Source organism: Halomonas salinarum (assembly GCF_012062845.1).
Lineage (GTDB): Bacteria > Pseudomonadota > Gammaproteobacteria > Pseudomonadales > Halomonadaceae > Onishia > Onishia salinarum.
The window spans coordinates 64352-84886 of sequence record NZ_WWNB01000013.1 but is presented as its reverse complement, the minus strand read 5'-3'; the positions used below and the strand labels follow the sequence as shown (position 1 = coordinate 84886).

Annotated in this window: 30 protein-coding genes; all 30 read left to right on the top strand. The window is 59.3% G+C overall.

Annotated elements, in window-relative coordinates; all coding sequences use genetic code 11:
- The first annotated feature begins 60 nt into the window (after window positions 1–60).
- The 30 genes from rpoC to rpsK all read left to right on the top strand — a co-directional run bounded on the left by rpoC (window position 61) and on the right by rpsK (window position 20530).
- Window positions 61–4278 (top strand): DNA-directed RNA polymerase subunit beta', encoded by a 4218-nt coding sequence (gene rpoC, locus HF027_RS10685; protein ID WP_168015538.1) that lies wholly within the window; start codon window positions 61–63, stop codon window positions 4276–4278.
- A 150-nt stretch (window positions 4279–4428) separates the two neighbouring features.
- Window positions 4429–4803 carry a 30S ribosomal protein S12 gene (rpsL, locus tag HF027_RS10680; protein WP_168015536.1) on the top strand — a complete coding sequence of 125 codons (375 nt, stop codon included), beginning with the start codon at window positions 4429–4431 and terminating at the stop codon, window positions 4801–4803.
- Between the two features lie 121 nt (window positions 4804–4924).
- On the top strand, window positions 4925–5395 hold the full coding sequence (rpsG, locus tag HF027_RS10675; protein WP_136255938.1) for a 30S ribosomal protein S7: 471 nt from the start codon (window positions 4925–4927) through the stop codon (window positions 5393–5395).
- Window positions 5396–5458: 63 nt separating this feature from the next.
- Window positions 5459–7579: an elongation factor G gene (fusA, locus tag HF027_RS10670; RefSeq protein WP_168015534.1), complete on the top strand. Its 2121-nt coding sequence runs from the start codon at window positions 5459–5461 to the stop codon at window positions 7577–7579.
- 29 nt (window positions 7580–7608) lie between these two features.
- Entirely contained in the window at window positions 7609–8802 is a 1194-nt protein-coding gene (gene tuf / locus HF027_RS10665; protein WP_168015532.1) for an elongation factor Tu, read from the top strand.
- A 166-nt stretch (window positions 8803–8968) separates the two neighbouring features.
- On the top strand, window positions 8969–9280 hold the full coding sequence (gene rpsJ, locus HF027_RS10660; protein ID WP_136255935.1) for a 30S ribosomal protein S10: 312 nt from the start codon (window positions 8969–8971) through the stop codon (window positions 9278–9280).
- Between the two features lie 140 nt (window positions 9281–9420).
- Window positions 9421–10059, top strand: coding sequence for a 50S ribosomal protein L3 (gene rplC, locus HF027_RS10655; RefSeq protein ID WP_168015530.1), 639 nt, complete (start codon window positions 9421–9423; stop codon window positions 10057–10059).
- A gap of 14 nt (window positions 10060–10073) precedes the next feature.
- The gene (rplD, locus tag HF027_RS10650; RefSeq protein WP_136255933.1) at window positions 10074–10682 is read left to right on the top strand and encodes a 50S ribosomal protein L4; all 609 of its coding nucleotides are present in this window, start codon (window positions 10074–10076) and stop codon (window positions 10680–10682) included.
- The gene (gene rplW, locus HF027_RS10645; protein WP_168015528.1) at window positions 10679–10975 is read left to right on the top strand and encodes a 50S ribosomal protein L23; all 297 of its coding nucleotides are present in this window, start codon (window positions 10679–10681) and stop codon (window positions 10973–10975) included. Before rplD ends, rplW begins: the two co-directional genes overlap by 4 nt.
- Before the next feature lie 17 nt (window positions 10976–10992).
- Window positions 10993–11820 (top strand): 50S ribosomal protein L2, encoded by an 828-nt coding sequence (rplB, locus tag HF027_RS10640; RefSeq protein ID WP_168015526.1) that lies wholly within the window; start codon window positions 10993–10995, stop codon window positions 11818–11820.
- Between the two features lie 22 nt (window positions 11821–11842).
- Complete coding sequence (gene rpsS / locus HF027_RS10635) at window positions 11843–12118, top strand: 30S ribosomal protein S19 (RefSeq protein ID WP_072824351.1); 276 nt, start codon at window positions 11843–11845, stop codon at window positions 12116–12118.
- 18 nt (window positions 12119–12136) lie between these two features.
- A complete protein-coding gene (gene rplV, locus HF027_RS10630; protein ID WP_136255931.1) occupies window positions 12137–12469 on the top strand; it encodes a 50S ribosomal protein L22 in 333 nt (110 codons plus the stop codon).
- An 11-nt stretch (window positions 12470–12480) separates the two neighbouring features.
- A complete protein-coding gene (gene rpsC / locus HF027_RS10625) occupies window positions 12481–13179 on the top strand; it encodes a 30S ribosomal protein S3 (protein ID WP_168015524.1) in 699 nt (232 codons plus the stop codon).
- Between the two features lie 15 nt (window positions 13180–13194).
- Window positions 13195–13608 carry a 50S ribosomal protein L16 gene (rplP, locus tag HF027_RS10620; protein WP_168015522.1) on the top strand — a complete coding sequence of 138 codons (414 nt, stop codon included), beginning with the start codon at window positions 13195–13197 and terminating at the stop codon, window positions 13606–13608.
- On the top strand, window positions 13608–13799 hold the full coding sequence (rpmC, locus tag HF027_RS10615) for a 50S ribosomal protein L29 (RefSeq protein ID WP_136255928.1): 192 nt from the start codon (window positions 13608–13610) through the stop codon (window positions 13797–13799). The genes rplP and rpmC overlap by 1 nt, the downstream gene beginning before the upstream one ends.
- A 1-nt stretch (window position 13800) precedes the next feature.
- The gene (gene rpsQ / locus HF027_RS10610; protein ID WP_168015520.1) at window positions 13801–14061 is read left to right on the top strand and encodes a 30S ribosomal protein S17; all 261 of its coding nucleotides are present in this window, start codon (window positions 13801–13803) and stop codon (window positions 14059–14061) included.
- A 50-nt stretch (window positions 14062–14111) separates the two neighbouring features.
- Window positions 14112–14483 (top strand): 50S ribosomal protein L14, encoded by a 372-nt coding sequence (rplN, locus tag HF027_RS10605; RefSeq protein WP_092527211.1) that lies wholly within the window; start codon window positions 14112–14114, stop codon window positions 14481–14483.
- Between the two features lie 14 nt (window positions 14484–14497).
- A complete protein-coding gene (rplX, locus tag HF027_RS10600; protein ID WP_168015518.1) occupies window positions 14498–14815 on the top strand; it encodes a 50S ribosomal protein L24 in 318 nt (105 codons plus the stop codon).
- 18 nt (window positions 14816–14833) lie between these two features.
- Entirely contained in the window at window positions 14834–15373 is a 540-nt protein-coding gene (rplE, locus tag HF027_RS10595) for a 50S ribosomal protein L5 (RefSeq protein ID WP_168015516.1), read from the top strand.
- Window positions 15374–15383: 10 nt separating this feature from the next.
- Complete coding sequence (gene rpsN / locus HF027_RS10590; RefSeq protein WP_136255924.1) at window positions 15384–15689, top strand: 30S ribosomal protein S14; 306 nt, start codon at window positions 15384–15386, stop codon at window positions 15687–15689.
- A gap of 31 nt (window positions 15690–15720) precedes the next feature.
- Window positions 15721–16113 (top strand): 30S ribosomal protein S8, encoded by a 393-nt coding sequence (gene rpsH, locus HF027_RS10585; RefSeq protein WP_136255923.1) that lies wholly within the window; start codon window positions 15721–15723, stop codon window positions 16111–16113.
- A gap of 9 nt (window positions 16114–16122) precedes the next feature.
- A complete protein-coding gene (rplF, locus tag HF027_RS10580) occupies window positions 16123–16653 on the top strand; it encodes a 50S ribosomal protein L6 (RefSeq protein ID WP_136255922.1) in 531 nt (176 codons plus the stop codon).
- A 9-nt stretch (window positions 16654–16662) separates the two neighbouring features.
- Entirely contained in the window at window positions 16663–17013 is a 351-nt protein-coding gene (rplR, locus tag HF027_RS10575) for a 50S ribosomal protein L18 (RefSeq protein WP_136255921.1), read from the top strand.
- Between the two features lie 11 nt (window positions 17014–17024).
- Entirely contained in the window at window positions 17025–17525 is a 501-nt protein-coding gene (gene rpsE, locus HF027_RS10570) for a 30S ribosomal protein S5 (RefSeq protein WP_168015514.1), read from the top strand.
- A 6-nt stretch (window positions 17526–17531) separates the two neighbouring features.
- Window positions 17532–17714, top strand: coding sequence for a 50S ribosomal protein L30 (gene rpmD / locus HF027_RS10565; protein WP_092527186.1), 183 nt, complete (start codon window positions 17532–17534; stop codon window positions 17712–17714).
- 3 nt (window positions 17715–17717) lie between these two features.
- The gene (rplO, locus tag HF027_RS10560; RefSeq protein ID WP_168015512.1) at window positions 17718–18152 is read left to right on the top strand and encodes a 50S ribosomal protein L15; all 435 of its coding nucleotides are present in this window, start codon (window positions 17718–17720) and stop codon (window positions 18150–18152) included.
- Window positions 18153–19481: a preprotein translocase subunit SecY gene (gene secY, locus HF027_RS10555; protein WP_136255918.1), complete on the top strand. Its 1329-nt coding sequence runs from the start codon at window positions 18153–18155 to the stop codon at window positions 19479–19481.
- Between the two features lie 28 nt (window positions 19482–19509).
- A complete protein-coding gene (rpmJ, locus tag HF027_RS10550; protein WP_031384759.1) occupies window positions 19510–19623 on the top strand; it encodes a 50S ribosomal protein L36 in 114 nt (37 codons plus the stop codon).
- Between the two features lie 124 nt (window positions 19624–19747).
- Window positions 19748–20104, top strand: a complete 357-nt coding sequence (gene rpsM, locus HF027_RS10545; protein WP_092527180.1) for a 30S ribosomal protein S13 — start codon at window positions 19748–19750, stop codon at window positions 20102–20104.
- 39 nt (window positions 20105–20143) lie between these two features.
- The gene (gene rpsK, locus HF027_RS10540; protein WP_011505752.1) at window positions 20144–20530 is read left to right on the top strand and encodes a 30S ribosomal protein S11; all 387 of its coding nucleotides are present in this window, start codon (window positions 20144–20146) and stop codon (window positions 20528–20530) included.
- Window positions 20531–20535 lie beyond the last annotated feature (5 nt).

Sequence of the window (20535 nt, the reverse complement as noted above, 5' to 3'; positions counted from 1 at the left end):
TCCGCGGGGGCGGGCAACACGCCGCCCCCGCCTATGACAACTCCGCAACGGAGCCGACCTATGAAAGATTTGGTTAAAGTTCTCAAGTCGCAGGCACAGTCCGAAGAGTTCGACGCGATCAGAATCACGCTCGCGTCACCGGACCTGATCCGCTCCTGGTCTTACGGTGAAGTAAAGAAGCCCGAGACTATCAACTACCGTACCTTCAAGCCGGAGCGTGATGGCCTGTTCTGCGCCAAGATCTTTGGCCCGGTGAAGGATTACGAGTGCCTGTGCGGCAAGTACAAGCGCATGAAGCACCGCGGTATTATCTGCGAGAAGTGCGGCGTCGAGGTCACCAAGGCCGCGGTTCGCCGCGAGCGTATGGGCCACATCGAACTGGCTAGCCCGGTTGCGCACATCTGGTTCCTGAAATCGCTGCCATCGCGCATCGGCATGTTCCTGGACATGACGCTGCGTGATATCGAGCGCGTGCTCTACTTCGAAAGCTTCGTGGTCGTCGACCCGGGCATGACCACCCTCGAACGTGGTCAGCTGCTCAACGACGAGCAGTATTTCGAGGCCCTCGAGGAGTTTGGTGACGACTTCGATGCCCGCATGGGTGCCGAGGCCGTTCAGGCGCTGCTCAAGGACATCGATCTGGATGAGGAGATCAATCATCTGCGTGAGGAAATCCCGCAGACAAACTCCGAGACCAAGATCAAGAAGCTGTCCAAGCGACTCAAGCTGCTCGAGGCCTTCTCCAAGTCCGGCAACGCGCCGGCCTGGATGGTCATGGAAGTGCTGCCAGTGCTGCCGCCGGACCTGCGTCCGCTGGTGCCGCTGGATGGTGGTCGTTTCGCGACCTCGGATCTCAACGACCTGTATCGTCGTGTGATCAACCGCAACAACCGCCTGAAGCGTCTGCTCGACCTCAATGCGCCGGACATCATCGTGCGCAACGAGAAGCGCATGCTGCAGGAATCCGTGGATGCGCTGCTCGACAACGGTCGTCGTGGTCGCGCCATCACCGGTTCCAACAAGCGCCCGCTGAAGTCGCTCGCCGACATGATCAAGGGCAAGCAGGGGCGTTTCCGTCAGAACCTGCTGGGCAAGCGTGTCGACTACTCCGGCCGTTCCGTGATCACCGTGGGTCCGACCCTGCGTCTGCACCAGTGCGGCCTGCCGAAGAAGATGGCGCTCGAGCTGTTCAAGCCGTTCATCTACTCCAAGCTGCAGTCCAGCGGCCAAGCGTCCACCATCAAGGCCGCCAAGAAGATGGTCGAGCGCGAGCTGCCGGAGGTGTGGGACATCCTCGCCGACGTCATCCGCGAGCATCCGGTGCTGCTGAACCGTGCCCCGACGCTGCACCGCCTGGGTATCCAGGCCTTCGAGCCGCTGCTGATCGAAGGCAAGGCCATCCAGTTGCACCCGCTGGTGTGTGCCGCCTACAACGCCGACTTCGACGGTGACCAGATGGCGGTCCACGTGCCGCTGACCCTGGAAGCCCAGCTCGAAGCCCGTGCGCTGATGATGGCCACCAATAACGTGCTGTCGCCGGCCAACGGTGATCCGATCATCGTGCCGTCCCAGGACGTGGTGCTGGGTCTGTATTACATGACCCGCGAGAAGATCAACGCCAAGGGCGAAGGCATGATCTTCTCCGACCTCAAGGAGGTCGAGCGGGCCTTCGGGACCCAGAGCGTCTCCATGCACGCACGTGTCAAAGTGCGCCTGACCGAGTTCCTGCCCGAAGAAGAGGGCGGTGAACTGGTGGAGCGTGCAACGATCTACGACACCACTGTCGGCCGTGCGATGCTGTTCAGCATCCTGCCCAAGGGAGCGCCTTTCGAGCTGGTCGATCAGCCGATGAAGAAGAAGGCCATCTCCGGGCTGATCAACGAGGTCTACCGTCGTACCGGCCTGAAAGACGCCGTGGTCTTTGCCGACCAGCTGATGTACACCGGTTTCCGTCTGGCCACCTGGTCCGGCGCGTCAATCGGCGTCAATGACTTCGTCATCCCCGACTCCAAGAAGAGCATTGTCGATGGGGCCGAGGACGAGGTGAAGGAAATCGAGGACCAGTTCTCCTCCGGTCTCGTGACGGCGGGCGAGAAGTACAACAAGGTCATCGATATCTGGTCCAAGGCCAATGACAAGGTCGCCAAGGCGATGATGACCGGCATCTCCAAGGAGAACGTGATCAACCGTGATGGTGAAGAGGTCGAGCAGGACTCCTTCAACAGCGTGTTCATCATGGCCGACTCCGGTGCGCGTGGTAGTGCCGCCCAGATCCGCCAGCTGGCGGGCATGCGTGGCCTGATGGCCAAGCCGGACGGCTCGATCATCGAGACGCCGATCACCGCCAACTTCCGTGAGGGCCTGAACGTACTCCAGTACTTCATCTCCACCCACGGTGCTCGTAAGGGCTTGGCGGATACGGCCCTCAAGACGGCGAACTCGGGTTACCTGACGCGTCGCCTGGTCGACGTGGCGCAGGATCTGGTGATCACCGAGCCGGATTGCGGCACCGAGAATGGCCTGACGCTGCACCCGGTCATCGAAGGGGGCGACATCATCGTCTCCCTGGCACAGCGTGTGCTGGGCCGTGTGGTCGCGCAGGACGTGGTCGACCCGGCAACCGAGGAAGTGCTGATCGCGCGCGGCACCCTGCTCGACGAAGCCTGGTGTGCCGAGCTCGACACCATGGGTGTCGACGAAATCGTGGTGCGCTCGACCATCACCTGTGACACACCGCACGGCGTGTGCTCGGCCTGTTACGGTCGTGACCTGGCGCGTGGCCATCAGGTCAACACCGGTGAAGCGGTCGGCGTCATCGCCGCTCAGTCGATCGGTGAGCCGGGTACCCAGCTGACCATGCGTACCTTCCACATCGGTGGTGCGGCATCGCGTGCCTCTGCTGTCGACAGTGTTCAGGTCAAGCACGGCGGCAAGGTGCGCCTGCACAACATCAAGTCGGTAGAGCGTGCCGATGGCAAGCTGGTGGTGGTTTCCCGCTCCAGCGCCCTGGCGGTCGCCGACGATCACGGTCGTGAGCGCGAGTACTACAAGCTGCCCTACGGTGCCGAGCTGTCGGTCAAGGACGGCGAGCTGGTTGATGGTGGACAGACCGTCGCCAAGTGGGATCCGCACACTCACCCGATCGTCGCCGAGGTCGAAGGTAAGGCTCAGTACATCGATATGGACGAAGGTGTCTCCATCCACCGTAGCGTGGACGAGATGACCGGCCTGTCCTCTATCGAGGTGATCGAGTCCGCCGCGCGTCCGGCGTCGGGTCGCGACAAGCGCCCGATGATCATGCTGGCCGACGACGCGGGTCAGCACATCTCGCTGCCGGGCTCCAACACGCCGGTACAGTACCTGCTGCCCGGCAAGGCCATCGTCTCGATCGAGAACGGTGCCTCGGTAGGTGTCGGTGAGGTGGTCGCCCGTATCCCGGTCGAAGCGACGGCGAACAAGGACATCACCGGTGGTCTGCCTCGTGTGGCCGACCTGTTCGAAGCGCGCAAGCCCAAGGAATCGGCGATTCTCGCTGAAGTCAGCGGCGTGCTCAGCTTCGGCAAGGAGACCAAGGGCAAGCGTCGCTTGACGATTACCCCGGCCGATGGCGACCCGTTCGAGATGCTGATCCCGAAATGGCGCCAGATTGCGGTCTTCGAGGGTGAAACCGTCGAGAAGGGCGAGGTCATCTCCGATGGTCCCAGCAACCCGCATGACATTCTGCGTCTGTTGGGCGTCAGCGAGCTGGCCAAGTACATCACTGCAGAGGTGCAGGAGGTCTATCGCCTCCAGGGCGTGGGCATCAACGACAAGCACATCGAAGTGGTCGTGCGTCAGATGCTGCGCAAGGTCGAGATCACCGATGCGGGTGACTCCGACTTCATCACCGGTGATCAGGTCGAAGTGGTGCGTGTTCTCGAGCAGAATGCGCGCCTGGAGCAGGAAGGCAAGTTCCCGGCCAAGTACCATCGCCTGCTGTTGGGTATTACCAAGGCGAGTCTCGCCACCGAGTCGTTCATCTCCGCGGCCTCCTTCCAGGAGACCACGCGGGTGCTGACCGAGGCGGCGGTGACAGGCAAGCGCGATTACCTGCGCGGCCTGAAGGAAAACGTGGTGGTGGGCCGTCTGATCCCGGCCGGTACGGGGCTTACCCACCATGCGGAGCGTCGCCGTCGTCGCGAGGACGCCGAGCGCGTGGTTCAGCCGTCGGCCCAGGACGTCGAGCAGGAGTTGGGTGCCCAGCTCACCGCCCTCGACTCGGATGACGACGAGATCTAACCGGAGCCTGCTCGACACCGGCGCCGAATGGCGCCGGTGTTGACGCGGATTGCTCTGAGACAGTAGAATGCGCAGCCTTTAATAGTGGGGTGGGTACGCCCGCGCTCGCTATTGTTAGGCCAAGGCAATCATTGGAGTCAGCTACAGACCATGGCAACTATTAACCAGCTCGTGCGCAAGCCGCGCAAGCGCCCCGTCGTCAAGAGTGACGTCCCGGCGCTGCAGGCCTGCCCGCAACGTCGCGGTGTTTGCACTCGCGTATACACCACTACCCCGAAGAAGCCGAACTCCGCACTGCGTAAGGTGTGCCGTGTTCGCTTGACTAACGGGTATGAGGTCGCCTCCTACATCGGTGGTGAAGGTCACAACCTGCAAGAACACTCTGTCGTGCTGATTCGCGGCGGCCGAGTGAAGGACTTGCCGGGTGTGCGCTATCACACCGTTCGCGGCGCTCTCGACACCTCCGGTGTCCAGAATCGTAAGCAGGGCCGTTCCAAGTACGGCACCAAGCGTCCGAAGTCCTAAGACTCGCACGCAACCGCTACACCCTATTGCATCGGTCTGATAAGAGTAAGGTCGAGCGTCGTGGGAACGCCCATGCCAGTCTCGGGTTTACCTGAAGGACCCCTTAATTTGAGGGCTTATCATGCCTAGAAGAAGAGTTGTCGCGAAGCGCGAAATCCTCCCGGATCCGAAGTTCGGAAGTGAGCGCCTGGCAAAGTTCATGAACCACCTCATGATCAGCGGCAAAAAGTCTGTAGCTGAACGCATCGTCTATGGCGCGCTGGATCACGTCACCGCGCGCAACAATGATGATCCGCTGGAGATTTTCGACAAGGCGCTGGAAACCATCCAGCCCATGGTCGAGGTAAAATCTCGCCGTGTCGGTGGTGCTACTTACCAGGTGCCCGTTGAAGTCCGTCCGTCACGCCGTCAGGCTCTGGCCATGCGCTGGCTGGCCGACGCTGCTCGTAACCGTGGTGAAAAGACCATGGTGCAGCGTCTGGCCGGTGAGATGCTCGATGCCGCCGAAGGCAAGGGCGCCGCTGTGAAGAAGCGCGAAGACGTGCACCGCATGGCGGAGGCCAACAAGGCCTTCTCGCACTACCGCTTCTAAGCAGGCTTCGTCACATGAGGTGCCCATATGCCTGGGCGCCTCCAACTAACGGGGAATTCCACCGTGGCACGTAAGACACCGCTTAAGCGCTACCGTAATATCGGTATCGTTGCCCACGTCGACGCCGGGAAGACCACCACTACCGAGCGTGTCCTGTTTTACACCGGCCTGTCTCACAAGGTGGGTGAGGTTCATGATGGCGCGGCCACCATGGACTGGATGCAGCAGGAGCAGGAGCGGGGTATCACCATCACCTCCGCCGCTACCACTTGCTTCTGGCAGGGCATGAACAAGCAGTTCGATGAGCACCGCATCAATATCATCGACACCCCGGGACACGTCGACTTCACCATCGAAGTCGAACGTTCCCTGCGTGTGCTCGATGGTGCGGTCGTCGTGCTGTGTGCAAGCTCTGGTGTGCAGCCGCAGACCGAGACTGTCTGGCGCCAGGCCAACAAGTACGAAGTTCCGCGCATGGTGTTCGTCAACAAGATGGACCGTGCCGGCGCCGATTTCTTCATGGTCCTCGACCAGCTGAAGTCGCGCCTGAACGCCAATGCGGTGCCGATCCAGATCAACTGGGGCGCCGAGGATGGCTTCAAGGGCGTCGTCGATCTGCTGCAGATGAAGGCGATCATGTGGGACGAAGCCAACCACGGCATGAACTATGACCTGGTTGACATCCCGGCCGAGCTGCAAGAGACCGCCGAGAAGTATCGCGAAGAGATGGTCGAGTCTGCTGCCGAGGCCTCCGAAGAGCTGATGGATAAGTACCTCGAAGAGGGCGATCTTTCCATCGAGGAAATCAAGGCCGGTCTGCGTCGTCGTACCCTCGACAACGAAATCGTCCTGGTGACCTGTGGCTCCGCGTTCAAGAACAAGGGCGTGCAGGCCGTGCTGGATGGCGTCATCGAGTACATGCCGTCGCCCACCGAGGTCAAGGCCATCGAAGGTGAGCTGGACGACAAGGACGGCACCATCGCGACCCGTGAGGCCGATGACAGTGCACCCTTCGCCGCCCTGGCCTTCAAGATCGCCACCGATCCGTTCGTTGGTACCCTGACCTTCATCCGTGTGTATTCCGGGGTCTTGAAGTCTGGCGACAGCGTCTTTAACTCTGTCAAGAGCAAGAAAGAGCGCGTCGGCCGTATCGTGCAGATGCACTCCAACTCGCGCGAAGAGATCAAGGAAGTGCTGGCCGGCGATATCGCCGCTTGCATCGGCCTGAAGGACGTCACTACCGGTGACACCCTGTGCGATCTGACCGACAAGATCATTCTCGAGCGCATGGAGTTCCCGGATCCGGTGATCTCGGTCGCCGTTGAGCCGAAGTCCAAGGCTGACCAGGAGAAGATGGGTATCGCCCTCGGCAAGCTGGCTCAGGAGGATCCGTCCTTCCAGGTCAAGACTGACGAGGAAACCGGTCAGACCATCATCTCCGGTATGGGTGAGCTGCACCTCGATATCATCGTTGACCGTATGCGCCGCGAGTTTAAGGTCGAGGCGAATATCGGTAAGCCGCAGGTTGCCTATCGCGAGACCATTCGTCACAGCGTCGAACAGGAAGGCAAGTTTGTTCGTCAGTCAGGCGGTCGCGGTCAGTTCGGTCATGTGTATCTGCGCATCGAACCGCTGACGGCAGAAGACAAGGGCGAAGACGAGGAGATGCACTTCAAGTTTTCGTCTGAAATCGTCGGCGGCGTGGTTCCGAAGGAATACGTGCCTGCTGTCGAGAAAGGGGCCTATGAACAGCTGCAGAACGGTGTCATCGCGGGCTACCCGATGATCGACGTCAAGGTCACGCTGTACGATGGTTCCTATCACGACGTGGACTCCAACGAGACCGCGTTCAAGATCGCTTCTTCCATGGCGATCAAAGAAGGTGCCAAGAAGGCCAAGGCCGTGCTGCTGGAGCCGATGATGAAGGTCGAAGTCGTGACCCCCGAGGAATTCATGGGTGACGTCATGGGCGATCTTAACCGTCGTCGCGGTCTGGTGCAGGGCATGGATGATACTTCTTCAGGGAAGACCATCCGCGCAATGGTGCCGCTGGCTGAGATGTTCGGTTATGCAACCGATCTGCGTTCTCAGAGCCAGGGCCGTGCAAGCTACTCCATGGAGTTTGCGAAGTACGACGAGGCTCCCTCCAGTATCGTGGAAGCCGTCATCAACCAGAACGGTTAACCGTTAGCTAACGTAAAGAGGTTATAGCAGTGGCTAAGGAAAAATTCGAACGTTCCAAACCGCATATCAACGTCGGTACCATCGGTCACGTTGACCATGGTAAGACTACCCTGACAGCGGCTCTGACACGCGTTTCTGCAGAAGTCTTCGGTGGCGACGCTCGTGCGTTCGACTCCATCGATAACGCCCCGGAAGAGCGTGAGCGCGGTATCACCATCTCTACCGCTCACGTGGAATACCAGTCCGAAGTGCGTCACTACGCGCACGTCGACTGCCCGGGTCACGCTGACTACGTCAAGAACATGATCACCGGTGCTGCCCAGATGGACGGCGCTATCCTGGTCTGTTCCGCTGCCGACGGCCCGATGCCGCAGACTCGTGAGCACATCCTGCTCTCGCGTCAGGTCGGCGTGCCGTTCATCGTCGTGTTCCTGAACAAGGCCGACATGGTCGACGACGAAGAGCTGCTCGAGCTGGTCGAAATGGAAGTGCGCGAGCTGCTCGCCGAGTACGACTTCCCGGGTGACGACACTCCGATCATCATCGGCTCCGCGCTGATGGCCCTCGAAGGCAAGGACGACAACGGCATGGGTACCACCGCCGTTGCCGACCTGATCAAGGCCATGGACGCGTACATCCCGGAGCCGGAGCGCGCTATCGATCAGCCGTTCCTGATGCCGATCGAAGACGTGTTCTCCATCTCTGGTCGCGGTACCGTTGTGACCGGTCGTGTCGAGCGTGGCATAGTCAAGCCGGGTTCAGAAGTCGAGATCATCGGCCTCAAGGACACCGTCAAGACCACCGTTACTGGTGTCGAGATGTTCCGCAAGCTGCTCGACGAAGGTCGTGCCGGCGAGAACGTTGGCGCCCTGCTGCGCGGCACCAAGCGTGACGACGTCGAGCGTGGTCAGGTCCTGGCCAAGCCGGGCAGCATCACGCCGCACACCATTTTCGAAGCCGAAATCTACGTGCTGTCCAAGGACGAGGGTGGTCGTCACACGCCGTTCTTCAAGGGCTATCGTCCGCAGTTCTACTTCCGTACCACCGACGTTACTGGTACCTGTGAGCTGCCGGAAGGCGTCGAGATGGTGATGCCGGGTGACAACGTCAAGATGACTGTCACTCTGATCTCACCGATCGCCATGGAAGAAGGTCTGCGCTTCGCCGTTCGCGAAGGCGGCCGTACCGTCGGCGCCGGTGTTGTCGCCAAGATCATTAAGTAAGCCTTAGGCTCACCCGATGATCGAAGGGGGCTCCTGCGGGAGCCCCCTTTCTGCGCATGTTGTCTTGCAGGGTTTGACTCTGCGGGACTCCATGCCTATAATGCGCATCCTTTGAATGCGTGGGTAGACGGCTCGCGCCGTCGACATCCATTGGAGTTTAGGGCAAATGCAGAACCAGAAGATTCGCATTCGGTTGAAAGCGTTCGACCATCGCCTGATTGACCAGTCCGCCGCGGAGATCGTTGAAACCGCCAAGCGTACCGGTGCTCAGGTCCACGGTCCGATCCCGCTGCCGACCAATCGTGAGCGCTACACCATCCTGGTTTCTCCGCACGTCAACAAGGACGCGCGTGACCAGTATGAGATCCGCACTCATAAGCGTGTGCTCGACATCGTCGAACCCACTGAAAAGACCGTTGATGCACTGATGAAGCTTGATCTCGCCGCCGGCGTTGACGTGCAAATCAAACTCAACTGAGACCTCACTAGACACTCACGGTCGCCGCTCAACGAGCTGCCACCGTCACGCCGGGATGGCGTCACACAATGTGCTAGTGGAATGCTCTGGAAAGGGCAGCCATAGCGGGTGATAGCCCCGTACACTATAGGAGACTGAACATGACTATCGGTTTGGTCGGTAAGAAGTCCGGGATGACCCGTGTCTTCACCGAAGATGGCGCATCCGTGCCCGTAACCGTTATCGAAGTTGAGCCTAACCGCATTACGCGCGTCAAGACCGTCGATGTCGACGGCTACAGCGCCGTGCAGGTTACCTCTGGCTCACGCAAGGCCAAGCACCTGACCAAAGCGCAAGCTGGACAGTTTGCCAAGGCAGGTACCGAGGCCGGCCGTTCGCTGATGGAGTTCCGCCTGGCTGAAGGCGACGAAGCTCCGGCAGTGGGTGGCGAGCTCACCGTATCCCTCTTTGAAGCTGGTCAGAAGATTGATGTGACCGGCACCTCCAAGGGCAAGGGTTTCCAGGGCGCCGTCAAGCGCTGGAACTTCCGCACCCAAGACAACACCCATGGTAACTCCCTGGCACACCGTGCTCCGGGTTCCATCGGCATGTGTCAAACCCCGGGTCGCGTCTTCAAGGGCAAGAAAATGGCCGGTCAGCTGGGCAATGTCCGCTGCACCGTGCAGAGCCTGGAAGTCGTGCGCGTCGACGCTGAACGCAATCTGCTGCTTATCAAGGGCGCCGTTCCGGGTGCGCCGGGTAGCGACGTTGTTGTTCGCAGTGCCGTGAAAGCTCGCTAAGGGGATTTGATCCAATGAATCTGAATCTTTCAGGTGCTAGCGCCGGAACAGTCGAAGTATCCGACGCCACCTTCGGCAAAGAATTCAACGAAGCGCTGGTCCATCAGGTCGTGACTGCCTATCTGGCTGCCGGCCGTCAGGGCACTCGCGCTCAGAAGAACCGCGCCGCTGTGCGTGGCGGTGGCAAGAAGCCGTGGCGTCAGAAGGGCACCGGTCGCGCTCGCGCTGGTACCATCCGTTCGCCGATCTGGCGTGCCGGTGGTGTGACCTTTGCGGCTAGTCCTCAGGACTACACCCAGAAGGTCAACCGCAAGATGTACCGTGCCGCGATCCGCTCGATTCTGTCTGAGCTGGTCCGTCAGGAGCGTCTGGTCATCGTCGAGGACATTTCCGTCGACGCACCCAAGACCAAGCAGCTGACCGCCAAGCTTAACGAGCTGGGCTTGGAAAAAGCGCTGATCGTCACCGAAGAAGTTGACGAGAACCTTTACCTGGCCGCTCGCAACATCCCGCACGTGGATGTGGTGGACGTCGCTGCCGCCGATCCGGTGAGCCTGGTCGCCTTCGACAAGGTGCTGGTCACCGTCTCCGCCCTGCGCAAATTCGAGGAGAAGCTGGCATGAACCAGGAACGCGTATTCAAGGTTCTGCTTGGTCCGCACATGACCGAGAAGGCCGCCTCCGCCGCCGAGAACAACCAGTACGTGTTCAAGGTGGCCTCTGACGCGACCAAGCCGGAAATCAAGCAGGCCGTTCAGGTGCTGTTCGGTAAGAAGGTTGATCGTGTACAGGTCCTGAACATCAAGGGCAAGACCAAGCGCACCGCCAATGGCTTGGGCCAGCGCAAGGGTTACCGCAAGGCGTATGTAACGCTTGCCGCGGGTGAGACCCTTGAAGACTTCTCTGGCGCCGAATAAGGGCAGGAGTACGGATAATGGCAATCGTCAAGACCAACCCCACATCCCCCGGTCGTCGCCACCTGGTCAAGATCGTCGCTGATGATCTGCACAAGGGTCGGCCGTATGCGCCGCTGCTGGAAAAGCAGTCGCACTCGGGTGGGCGTAACAACAACGGTCGCATCACCACACGTCACGTGGGTGGTGGGCATCGTCAGCACTACCGTCAGGTCGATTTCAAGCGTATCAAGGATGGCATTCCGGCCATCGTCGAGCGCCTGGAGTACGATCCGAACCGTAGCGCACACATCGCGCTGCTGAAGTACTTGGACGGCGAGCGTCGCTATATCATCGCACCCAAGGGTGTGAAGGCTGGCGATCGCGTCGAGTCCGGTGTCAACGCGCCGATCAAGAAGGGCAACACCCTTCCGCTGCGTAACATTCCGGTCGGTTCCACTGTGCATTGCATCGAGCTGAAGCCCGGTAAAGGCGCCCAGGTCGCACGCAGTGCCGGCACCAGTGCCCAGCTAGTGGCGCGTGAAGGCAACTATGCCACGGTGCGTCTGCGCTCCGGCGAGATGCGCAAGATTCTGGCCGAGTGCCGCGCCACCTTGGGTGAAGTGAGCAACTCTGAGCACAGCCTCCGTCAACTGGGCAAGGCCGGTGCCAAACGCTGGCGTGGCGTTCGCCCGACAGTTCGCGGTGTTGCGATGAACCCGGTGGATCACCCGCATGGTGGTGGTGAAGGCCGCACCAGTGGTGGTCGTAACCCGGTTACCCCGTGGGGCGTCCCCACCAAGGGTTACAAGACTCGCAAGAACAAGCGCACCGATAAGCTGATCGTTCGTCGCCGCAAGGCCAAGTAACAGACATTAAGAGGTAACGGCTGTGCCACGTTCACTGAAGAAAGGTCCTTTCATTGACCTTCATCTGCTGAAGAAGGTTGAGACTGCAGTGGAGAAGAACGACCGCAAACCGATCAAGACCTGGTCGCGTCGTTCGATGATCCTGCCCAACATGGTCGGGCTCACCATTGCGGTCCATAACGGGCGTCAACATGTCCCGGTGCACGTCTCCGAGGAAATGGTTGGCCACAAGCTGGGCGAATTCGCTGCTACCCGCACCTATCGCGGTCATGCGGCGGACAAGAAAGCCAAACGGTAAGCCAAAGAGGATTGAGAGATGGAAGTCACAGCTAAGCTGCGTGGCGCTCGTTTATCCGCCCAGAAGGCCCGTTTGGTGGCTGACCAGGTGCGCGGTAAACCTGTCGCCGAAGCACTCGACCTGCTGACCTTCTCACCGAAGAAGGCCTCCAAGCTGGTCAAGAAAGTGCTGCAGTCCGCCATCGCGAATGCGGAAGAAAACAACGGCATGGACATCGACGAGCTGCGTGTCTCGACCATCTGTGTCGATGAGGGCATGACGCTCAAGCGTATCAAGCCGCGTGCCAAGGGCCGTGCGGATCGTATCTTGAAGCGCACCTGCCACATCACCGTTATGGTAGCCGAGAAGTAGGAGTCGACCAGATGGGTCAGAAAGTAAATCCGACAGGTATTCGGCTGGGCATCGTCAAAGACCACAACTCGGTCTGGTATGCCGAGCGCGGTGCTTATGCCGACAAGCTGAATAATGATCTCGAAGTGCGTAGCTTCCTCGAGGAGCGTCTGAAGAACGCTTCCGTTAGTCGCATTCACATCGAGCGTCCGGCAAATAATGCCCGTATCACCATTCACACTGCCCGTCCGGGCATCGTGATTGGCAAGAAGGGTGAGGACGTCGACAAGCTGCGTCGCGACGTCACCCAGATGATGGGCGTGCCGGTTCACGTCAACATCGAAGAAGTGCGCAAGCCGGAACTCGATGCCAAGCTCGTTGCCCAGAACGTCTGCGGCCAGCTCGAGCGTCGTGTCATGTTCCGTCGTGCCATGAAGCGCGCCGTACAGAACGCCATGCGCCTCGGCGCCGGCGGCATCAGGATCCAGTTGTCTGGTCGTCTTGGTGGTGCGGAAATCGCACGTACCGAATGGTACCGCGAAGGCCGTGTGCCGCTTCATACGCTGCGTGCCGACATCGATTACGCGACCTACGAAGCTCACACCACCTACGGCGTCATCGGCGTCAAGGTCTGGGTCTTCAAGGGTGAAATCCTCGGGGGCATCGAAGAGGTCCGCGCCAAGGCTAAGCAGCCGCAGAGCGCGCCCTCCAAGAAGAAAGGTTCCAGGTAAGGGGAGAGCGGATCGATGTTACAACCTAAGCGTTTGAAATTCCGCAAGGTGCAGAAGGGTCGCAACCGCGGCCTGGCACATCGCGGAAGCAAGATTAGTTTTGGCGAATATGGCTTGAAAGCCACCGGTCGTGGACGCGTTACCGCGCGTCAGATCGAAGCTGGGCGTCGTGCCATCACTCGCCATGTTAAGCGTGGCGGCAAGATCTGGATCCGGGTTTTCCCGGACAAGCCGATCTCCAAGAAGCCCCTTGAAGTCCGTATGGGTAAGGGCAAGGGCTCTGTCGAGTACTGGGTCGCACAGATCCAGCCCGGCCGTGTCCTCTATGAGATTGAAGGCGTTTCTGAAGAGCTGGCTCGTGAGGCCTTCGGCCTGGCCGCTCAGAAGTTTCCGGTCGCCACCACCTTTGTGAAACGGACGGTGATGTGATGAAAGCCCAGGAAATTCGCGAAAAGTCAGTAGAAGACCTGCAGGCGCAGCTCTTCGAACTCCTCCGCGAGCAGTTCAACCTGCGCATGCAGAAGGCCACTGGCCAGCTGAGCCAGACCCATCTGCTCAAGCAGGTTCGTCGGGATGTTGCCCGCGTGAAGACTGTGCTCAACGAGAAGGCAGGTGATTGAGATGTCCGAAGAACAGAAAGTCCGGACGCTCACCGGTAAAGTGGTGAGCGACAAGATGGACAAATCTATCGTCGTCATGATTGAGCGCCGCGAGCGGCATCCGATCTACGGCAAATACGTGAAGCGCTCCACCAAGCTGCACGCCCATGACGCGCAGAACCAGGCGAAGGCAGGCGACACGGTTTCCATCGAGGAATGCCGTCCCCTGTCCAAGAAGAAGTCCTGGACGCTGGTCGAAGTGGTTGAGCAGGCCAAGGGCTAAATGCCCCGCGCTCGAAACCAGTGCAGTCAGATTAGGTTTGGAGAAAACCGATGATTCAGACGCAGTCAATGCTGGATGTCGCCGACAACAGCGGGGCGCGCCGGGTGCAGTGCATCAAGGTGCTTGGCGGCTCACACCGTCGTTACGCTCGCGTAGGCGATATCATCAAAGTAACAGTGAAAGAAGCCATTCCGCGTGGCAAGGTCAAGAAAGGCCAGGTCATGAAGGCGGTCGTGGTTCGGACTCGTAGTGGCGTCCGTCGTAATGACGGTTCGCTGATCCGCTTCGATGGAAATGCGGCGGTTCTGTTGAACAACACCAACGAGCAGCCGATCGGCACCCGTATTTTTGGGCCGGTCACTCGTGAACTCCGTACCGAAAAGTTCATGAAGATCATTTCCTTGGCGCCTGAAGTGCTGTAAGGAGCGAGGCGGATATGCAAAAAATCAAACGTGACGATGAAGTGATCGTCATTGCCGGCAAGGACAAAGGTAAGCGTGGCACCATCAAGCGCGTCCTCCAGGGCGATCGCTACGTGGTGGCAGGTGTGAACATGATCAAGCGTCACACCAAGCCTAATCCGATGGCAGGCAATCAAGGCGGTATCGTCGAGCGCGAAGCTCCGATTCACGCGTCCAACGTGGCCATCTTCAATCAGGAGACCGGCAAAGCGGATCGAGTCGGCTTCCAGGTGACAGAAGACGGTACCAAGGTACGTATCTACAAGTCGACGCAGACGCAGATCGACGCCTAACGTGAGTCGGGTAGCAAAATGGCGAACTTGAAAGAACGTTATCAAAACGAGGTGGCAGCTCAACTCCAAGAGCAGTTTAGCTACGCCAACGTGATGCAGGTGCCCAGGATCACTAAAGTGACCCTGAACATGGGCATCGGCGAAGCGACCAGCGACAAGAAGCTGATCGACAATGCCGTCGGCGACCTGGAGAAGCTCTCCGGTCAAAAGCCGATGGTGACCAAGGCACGCAAGTCCATCGCGGGCTTCAAGGTGCGTGAAGGCTGGCCGATCGGGATCAAGGTCACACTGCGCCGCGAGCGCATGTGGGACTTCCTGGACCGTCTGGTGAACATCGCGATCCCCCGCGTTCGTGACTTTCGTGGTCTCAACCCGAAGTCCTTCGACGGCCGTGGCAACTATTCGATGGGGGTGCGTGAGCAGATCATTTTCCCGGAGATCGAGTATGATAAGATCGACCGGATCCGTGGTCTGGATGTCACCATCACCACGACTGCCAACACCGATGAAGAAGGCCGTGCGCTACTGCGTGCGCTGAACTTCCCGTTCAAGAAATAAGGGTGGGATCATGGCAAAGAAAAGCATGGTAGAACGCGAGCAGAAGCGTGCGAAGCTGGTCGATAAGTATGCGGCCAAGCGCGCAAAGCTCAAGGCCCTCATCAGTGACGTCAACGCTTCCGATGAAGAGCGCTTCGACGCGCAGCTCAAGCTGCAGCAGTTGCCGCGCGACTCCAGCCCGGTTCGTCAGCGTAATCGCTGCCGTATCACTGGCCGTCCGCACGGTTACTACAACAAGTTTGGCTTGGGCCGTAACAAGCTGCGTGAAGCCGCCATGCGTGGCGATGTCCCTGGACTGAAGAAGTCCAGCTGGTAACGCCACGCAGAATTATCAGGAGCGCAACGTAATGAGCATGCAAGATACGCTGGCGGATATGTTCACTCGTATCCGTAATGCGCAGATGGCCACCAAGGAGACGGTTACCATGCCGTCTTCCAAGCTGAAGGTTGAGGTGGCCCGCGTACTGAAAGAAGAAGGCTTTATCAACGACTACAGCGTCGCTGAAGGCACCAAGCCTGAACTGGCCGTTAACCTCAAGTACTTCGAGGGCAAGGCCGTCATCGAGCATATCCAGCGGGTGTCAAAGCCGTCGCTGCGCTCGTACAAAGGCAAGGCTGAGCTGCCGAAGGTAGCCGATGGCCTGGGTATCGCGATCGTTTCCACCTCGAATGGCGTGATGACAGATCGTGCGGCCCGTCATGCTGGTGTTGGTGGTGAAGTCCTCTGCACCGTATTCTAGGAGTTTGGAATGTCCCGCGTAGCCAAATATCCGGTTAAATTGCCGAGCGGCGTCGATGTAAAAATCGACGGCAATCAACTGACCGTCAAGGGCGGTCAGGGCGAACTCGCAATGACTCTTCACGACCAGGTCGTGATCGGTCAGGAAGAGGGTCAGCTGACCTTCGCTCCGAGCGAAACTGCCAAGAGCTGGGCGATGGCTGGAACCACCCGTGCACTGGTCCAGAACATGGTCACCGGTGTCACAGAGGGCTTCACCAAGTCCCTCGAGATCAATGGCGTCGGCTATCGTGCCCAGGCAAGTGGCAAGACGCTCAACCTGACACTGGGCTTCTCTCACCCGGTCGAATACGCGCTGCCTGAAGGTGTCGTGGCGGAAACGCCCAAGAACACCACTATCGTGCTGAAAAGCGCCGATAAGCAGCGTCTCGGCCAGGTCGCCGCGGAAATCCGCGCCTTCCGTCCGCCTGAGCCCTACAAGGGCAAGGGTATCCGGTACGGTGACGAGCAGATCCGTCGTAAAGAAGCCAAGAAGAAGTAAGGCAGGGTTATGAACGCGAAGAAAGAATCTCGTCTCCGTCGTGCCCGCCGTGCTCGCGCCAAGATGCGCGAGCTGGGCGTGTATCGCCTGAGCGTCAACCGTACCCCTCGCCACATCTATGCGCAGATTATCTCGCCGGATGGTGGCAAGGTCCTCGCCAGCGCTTCCACGCTGGACAAGGCGCTTCGTGAGGGTGCGACCGGTAACTCAGACGCCGCTGCTAAGGTAGGCGCGCTGATTGCTGAACGCGCTAAGGAAGCAGGCATCACTCAGGTTGCCTTCGATCGTGCCGGTTTCCGGTATCACGGTCGAGTCAAGGCCCTGGCCGACGCCGCTCGTGAAGGCGGCCTGGAATTCTAAAGGGTTTTACGATGGCGAAGAACGAACAGAACAGCGGCGATCTGCAAGAGAAGTTGGTGCAGGTCAACCGTGTCGCCAAGGTGGTCAAGGGTGGCCGTATCTTCGGTTTCACCGCTCTGACCGTCGTAGGCGATGGCAGTGGTCGTGTCGGTTTTGGTCGCGGCAAGGCACGTGAAGTGCCGGTCGCGATCCAGAAGGCCATGGACCAGGCGCGTCGCAACATGGTCAAGGTTAGCCTCAGCGGTCACACGCTGCAGTACGCGGTGAAGGCCCGTCATGGTGCCTCCAAGGTGTACATGCAGCCGGCCTCTGAAGGTACCGGGATCATCGCTGGCGGCGCTATGCGCTCCGTGCTCGAACTGGCTGGCGTCCATGACGTACTGGCTAAGTGCTACGGATCCACCAATCCGGTGAACGTGGTTCGCGCGACCATCAACGGTCTCGCTTCCATGCAATCTCCGGAAGACATCGCCGCCAAGCGTGGCCTGTCTGTCGAAGCGATCACGGAGTAAGACACCATGGCAGCAACGATCAAGGTTACCCAGATCCGCAGTACCATCGGCGTGTTGGGCAAGCACAAGGCCACTATCAATGGTCTTGGCCTGCGCCGCATCGGTCATACGGTCGAGCTGGAAGACACCCCTGCCGTGCGCGGCATGATCCACAAGGTAAATTACCTTGTGCGTGTAGAGGGAGAGTAATCCATGAAACTCAATAGCCTGAGCCCGGCACCGGGTTCCAAGCACGCTGAAAAGCGTGTCGGACGTGGCATTGGCTCCGGTCTGGGCAAGACTGGTGGCCGTGGTCACAAGGGCCAGAAGTCACGCACAGGCGGCTCAGTGAAGCCCGGTTTCGAAGGCGGTCAGATGCCGCTGCAGCGTCGTCTGCCGAAATTCGGTTTCACCTCAGCCAAGTCTCTGATCAGCGAAGAAGTTCGTCTGGCTGAGCTTGCCAAGGTAGACGGCGACGTCGTCGACCTGGATACGCTGAAGAAGGCCAATGTGCTCAAGGACGCCACGCGTTATGCGAAGGTGCTCCTCTCTGGCGAACTGAACAAAGCGGTTACCGTCCGCGGTCTCAAGGTCACCAAGGGTGCCCGGGCCGCGATCGAAGCCGCTGGCGGCAAGGTAGAGGACTAAATGGCTAAGTCAGGAAATATGCCGGCGATGGGCAGCGGTCTGAGTGAACTCTGGGCGCGTCTGCGCTTTGTGCTCCTCGCCATTGTGGTGTACCGCATCGGTGCTCACATTCCCGTGCCCGGTATCAATCCTGACCAGCTTGCTGCCTTGTTTAGGGAGCAGCAGGGCACCATCCTTGGCATGTTCAACATGTTTTCGGGTGGTGCGCTTGAGCGCATGAGCATCTTCGCCCTGGGCATCATGCCCTATATCTCGGCGTCGATTATCATGCAGCTCTTGTCGGCGGTCTCGCCTCGACTGGAACAGTTGAAGAAAGAAGGTGAGGCCGGCCGCCGCAAGATCAGCCAATATACCCGCTACGGTACGGTGCTCCTGGCCTTCGTCCAAGCTGTCGGCATGTCCGTCGGCCTGGCCGGGCAAGGAATCGCCTATACCGCTGATTTCAGCTTCTACTTCACTGCCGTGGTTACCTTCGTGGCCGGTGCAGTGTTCATGATGTGGCTGGGTGAGCAGATCACCGAGAAGGGTATCGGCAACGGCATTTCGCTGCTGATCTTCGCGGGGATCGTCGCGGGTCTGCCGGGCGCAGTGGGTCAGTCGTTTGAACTGGCTCGCAACGACGGTGCCTGGAACGTGCTGCCCTTGCTGGCATTGACGGTCCTCGGCGTCGCCACGGTGGCTTTCGTGGTGTTTATCGAACGCGGCCAACGCCGCATCACGGTAAACTATCCACGCCGCCAGGTGGGCAACAAGATGTATGCGGGTCAGAGCAGCTATCTGCCGCTGAAGGTCAATATGGCGGGTGTTATCCCGGCGATCTTCGCGTCGAGCATTCTGCTGTTCCCCGCCTCGCTCGGCCAGTGGGTTAGCGCCGGTGAGGGCATGGACTGGCTGCAGACGGCATCATTGGCTCTCGGGCCAGGACAGCCGCTGTACATCTTGCTTTTCGGCGCGGCGGTGATATTCTTCTGCTTCTTTTACACAGCGCTGGTCTTCAACCCCAAGGATGTCGCTGACAACCTCAAGAAGTCAGGGGCCTTCCTGCCGGGCATTCGTCCTGGTGAGCAGACTGCTCGCTATGTCGACAAGGTCATGACACGTCTGACTCTGTTTGGTGCCCTGTACATCACTGCTGTATCCTTGATGCCCCAATTCCTGATCGTGGCGTGGAACGTTCCCTTCTTCTTTGGCGGAACGTCGTTGCTGATCGTGGTGGTTGTCATCATGGATTTCATGTCGCAGGTGCAGTCGCATTTGATGTCGAGCCAGTACGACTCGGTGATGAAGAAGTCCAACCTGAAAGGCTACGGTAGCGGCGGCATGCGCTAAGCATGCTGTACGCGTTTTGGAGAGAACGATGAAAGTTCGAGCTTCCGTTAAGAAGATGTGCCGTAACTGCAAGATTATCCGTCGCAATGGCGCTGTCCGCGTCATCTGCACGGAGCCTCGGCACAAGCAGCGCCAGGGATAAACCTGGCGGCTGTATTCAACCGGGTGCCGGCATGCCCCTTGCCCTTAGCTGGGTAAAGGGGTATGCTGTTGCGCCTTTTATAGATGATTAAACGAGCAAGCCGCTCAAATTTCGGAGAAAGCTGATGGCCCGTATTGCAGGCGTCAATATCCCGGACAACAAGCATGCGGCGATCTCGCTGACCTATATCTTCGGGATCGGCCGTACTCGCGCAGTGGATATCTGTGCAGCTGCCGGTATCGCGCCGACCGCCAAGGTGCAGGAGCTGTCTTCAGATGAAGTCGACAGCCTGCGTACCGAGGTCGGCAAGTACACCGTAGAAGGCGACCTTCGCCGTGATACGACGCTGAATATCAAGCGTCTCATGGATCTGGGTTGCTACCGTGGTCTGCGTCATCGTCGTGGTCTTCCGCTGCGTGGTCAGCGTACCAAGACCAATGCGCGCACCCGTAAGGGCCCGCGTAAGCCGATTCGCAAATAACACGCATGTTCTGGCGTTAAGACAGGAAGAAACATCAACATGGCTAACCCGCGTAGTAATCGCAAAAAGGTTAAAAAGCAGGTAGTGGATGCCGTTGCGCATATCCACGCCTCTTTTAACAACACTATCGTGACGATCACAGACCGCCAGGGCAACGCTCTGTCATGGGCGACAGCCGGTGGTTCGGGTTTTCGTGGTTCTCGCAAGAGCACCCCGTTCGCTGCTCAAGTGGCAAGTGAACGTGCAGCAACTGCTGCAGCCGAGTATGGTGTGAAAAACGTCGACGTGCTGGTCAAAGGTCCTGGACCTGGTCGTGAGTCCGCCGTGCGTGCACTCAATGCCGCCGGTTTCCGCGTGCAAAGCATCACCGACGCGACGCCCGTTCCCCACAACGGCTGCCGTCCGCCGAAGAAACGCCGCGTTTAAGGAGA